2 protein-coding genes are annotated in these 3,507 nt (G+C 69.1%); one reads left to right on the plus strand and one right to left on the minus strand.

The window, feature by feature from the left end; genetic code table 11:
* The coding region (locus HUK82_RS15275) for a PQQ-dependent sugar dehydrogenase (RefSeq protein WP_176614762.1) at window positions 1–999 on the plus strand (999 nt) is incomplete at its 5' end.
* 7 nt (window positions 1,000–1,006) lie between these two features.
* Here HUK82_RS15275 and HUK82_RS15280 read toward each other — a convergent pair.
* Window positions 1,007–3,507 (minus strand): AsmA-like C-terminal region-containing protein (locus HUK82_RS15280; RefSeq protein ID WP_176614763.1); only part of this gene is annotated, 2,501 nt, incomplete at its 5' end.

The following is a 3,507-nucleotide window of genomic DNA, read 5'->3' on the forward strand; positions in this document are numbered from 1 at the left end:
CGGGCGGCGCCGGGCCTTGCGGTGGAGGTCTTTGCCTCGGGCCTGCCCTCGGCGCGGGAAATCGCGCTGGGCGCGCACGGCACGGTCTTCGTCGGCTCGATGGCCGCCGGGGTGGTCTATGCCGTAACCCCACACGCGACCGGCGCGCCGCAGGTCCGGATCGTGGCGTCCGGACTGCAGCAGCCGGTGGGTGTCGCGTTTCATGACGGGGCCCTGTTCGTCTCCGCGACACGCCGGATCGTGGTCCTGCGCAATATCGAGGCGCATCTGGACGCGCCGCCGAAGCCCGATACCCTGATCGCCGACCTGCCCTGGCGCGAGGGGGATCACGACTGGAAATTCATCGCCTTCGGTCCCGACGGGCGTCTGTATGTGCCGATCGGCGCACCATGCAACATCTGCGCCATCGGGCATGACTACGGCAAGATCATGCGTTTTTCGGCCGATGGCACGCACGCCGAATCCATCGCGTTCGGCATCCGCAATTCGGTGGGTCTTGCCTGGGACGCCCGTGGCGCGTTGTGGTTCACGGACAATGGCCGCGACTGGCTGGGGGACGACCGGCCGTCCGACGAACTCAATCGCCTCGACCATGACGGACAGGAGTTCGGCTATCCGTTCTGCCATCAGGGCGATCTTGCCGATCCGCAATTCGGCGCGGGCCACCCCTGTTCGGCCTTCACTCCGCCGGTCGTGAAGCTCGGGGCCCATGTCGCCGCGCTGGGCCTGCGGTTCGACGGCGACCCCGCCGCGCCAGCCGCGTTGCGCGGGCGGGTCCTGATCGCCGAGCACGGGTCGTGGAACCGCAGCACGCCATCGGGCTATCGCGTTGTCGCGGTCGACCCCGCAACCGGCGCACAGACCGTTCTGCTCGACGACCGCGCGGCCGACGGAACGGTGCTGGGACGCCCGGCCGACGTGCAGCCCCTGCCCGACGGATCGGTTCTGATCAGTGACGAACGACGCGGCGTGCTTCTACGCCTGCACGCCGCCCCCTGAGACGCACCTATTCCACCATCTTGCGGAAAATGCCCGGCAGAAGCACCGACAGCGGATTGACGTGCAGCTTCGGCCCCGCGATCGGCCCGGTCACGGTGTAGGTCGCCGACAGAACGCCGCCGCCGCGCTCGGGACTGAACAGACGCCCCACGCCCGGCAGACGGCCGGGCAGGGCGTTGACGGCGAACGCCGGGGTCAAGGTGCCATTCAGGTCGAGCGCATCGTGGTCGAGGTCGACATGGCCCTGCACGGTCGCGCCCACCGAGCGGTTGCCCACCTCGCCATCGTCGATGTGCAGCACGCCATCCTGGAAACGCAGCGGCACTGCGAGATGGTCGACCGGAAAGTCGGAGGCGGACTGCCCGTCGAACCATCCGAACACGGACAAATCGTTGACGAGACGCAGCATGCCCGGCGCATCGCGCATCACGAACGGCCCCACCGACAACGTGCCCGCGAACGGTGCGCTGGGCTGGCGGTCGTCAAACCGACCCTCGAGCGTGCCCACACCGCCGTCGATATGGGACATGACCCCGGTCGCACCCAGCAGCGCGCCCGTGTCGTCCACCCGCGCGCTCAGGCGCCGGCCACCCGCGTCCGGTCGCACGGTCACCGTGGCGGGCGAGGGCCCACGCATCGCGAAATCAAGGCTGGTCAGACGCACGCCGTTGTTGACCAGCCGCGCGGTCACGTCGCTCAGCGTACGCCCATCGTCATAATACAGAACCGGCGTGGCCAGATCGACGGACCAGCTCTGCCCCGGCGCGCCATCGACGCGGCCGCTCGCCGCACTTGGCAGATGATAGCCCGCCTTTTTCGGCTCCGGCGCCGGCTCCGGCGCGCCGCCGGGCTGGTGACGACCATGCAGCAGCGGTGACAGGTCGACGGCCGACGCGCGTACTGTCACCTGATACGGATCGCGCGCGTTTCGCGGCAGTCTGACCCGGGCGCGCCCGGCCGAACGGCCGATGCGGAACCGGTCGATGGCCAGCGCGTCCACCGTTCCGTCATGCACCTCGGTATGGCCGCGCACGTCCAGATCCGGGCCATCGGCGACCAGATCGTGCACGCCGGACAGATGCCCGGCCGCCATGTCGATCACGACCGACGCATTGCCCGGCCGCCCGGCGGGTTTGTGCCAGATCGGGATGTGCACGTCGGCATCCTTCATATCCAGCGCCAGCGCGATCCGTGCCGTATCGTCCGAACGTTTGCCGTAATCGACATCCACCGCCGCGCTGCCGCCGAAAAAACGCGAGGCGGGGATACGCGCGCCTTCGGCGGTCTGGGGTGTCAGATGCGCGGTCAGATGCCCCTGCTCGGTGACATGCACCGCCGGGTTGCGGGCGAAATCCATGCTGTAGCGTGCCCGGGACGGCACCCCACCCAGCAGCAGCGTGCCCGAGGCGGTCAGGCCCTGCGTGCTGGCGGACACGACGATGTTGCCGTGATCGACCGAACGTCCCATCACGGCGTTGCCCAGATGGATGTCGGTCTCCCGCGCGTGCGCGTCCAGCGTGACGTCGTCGATCGCGACCTTGTTGCGCAGAGGCAGGGTCACGCGCAGTTCGACCTCAGTGCGGCCGGACGGGTTGGTGAACGGAAAGGGATGGCGCGCGAGAAGGTTCAGCCGTTTCTCGTCCAGCAGCGCCACCGCGTCGGCCAGATCGCCCGCCATGCGGACGGTTATGTCGCCGGTCTGGAACCGCTGGTCCAGATGCTCGATGCGCATCGATCCCTGACCGGCCGTCAGACGCCCCTCGCCCGTCCGCCCGACATGATGGCCGTCGCGTTGCACCTCCTGATAGCCATGCTCGAAAGTGATCGACAGCGACGTCGGATCATCGAAGGTCAGATGACCGTCGACACCGTGCATCGGCGGCACCGGTCGCAGCCAGTGGATGTCGAGGCCGTGGGCGTCCATCCCGCCGGCGACGTCGGTCACGCGCAGGTGCTGCCAGCCGTCATTGCCCGCCACGCCGACATGCGCCGTCAGACGTTCGCCCGTGCCCTGCGTGATGTTGCGCGAAATCCATGCCCGCGCGCCCTTGGCGACGCCATAGGGCCACGCCTGCAGGATGGTCGCGAAATCGAGGCGCGGTATCACGGCGTCCAGCGTGGCGCTGACGTGGCGGGGATGCAGAAGATCGTTCGCCTCCAGCCGACCATGCGCAGCCAGCGTCACGTCCCGATCCCCGGGCGCGTCGCGTTCGGCCTGAAAGGCCGCCGCCATGTCGGTCAGATCGAGATGAGGGGCCTGTCCATCCGACGAATCGAGGTCGGCCCGGACGGCGGCATGCGCGTTGCGCAGCCACAGGATCGAGCCGTCCGCCTGCACGAACGCCCCTTGTCCCAGCGCCAGCGTCGCCTGTGCCGCGCGCGGCTGCAGCATGTCGGGATTGGCAGCCGGACGAAAATCCAGCCAGCCGTGCAGGGCAACCGGCGTCTCCAGACCGGCGGCCTCGGGCACCAGCGCGTGCAGGGCCACCGGGCGCGCGGCGTCCATGT

Origin of the sequence: Ameyamaea chiangmaiensis, from assembly GCF_013376175.1 — a bacterium.
GTDB lineage: Bacteria > Pseudomonadota > Alphaproteobacteria > Acetobacterales > Acetobacteraceae > Ameyamaea > Ameyamaea chiangmaiensis.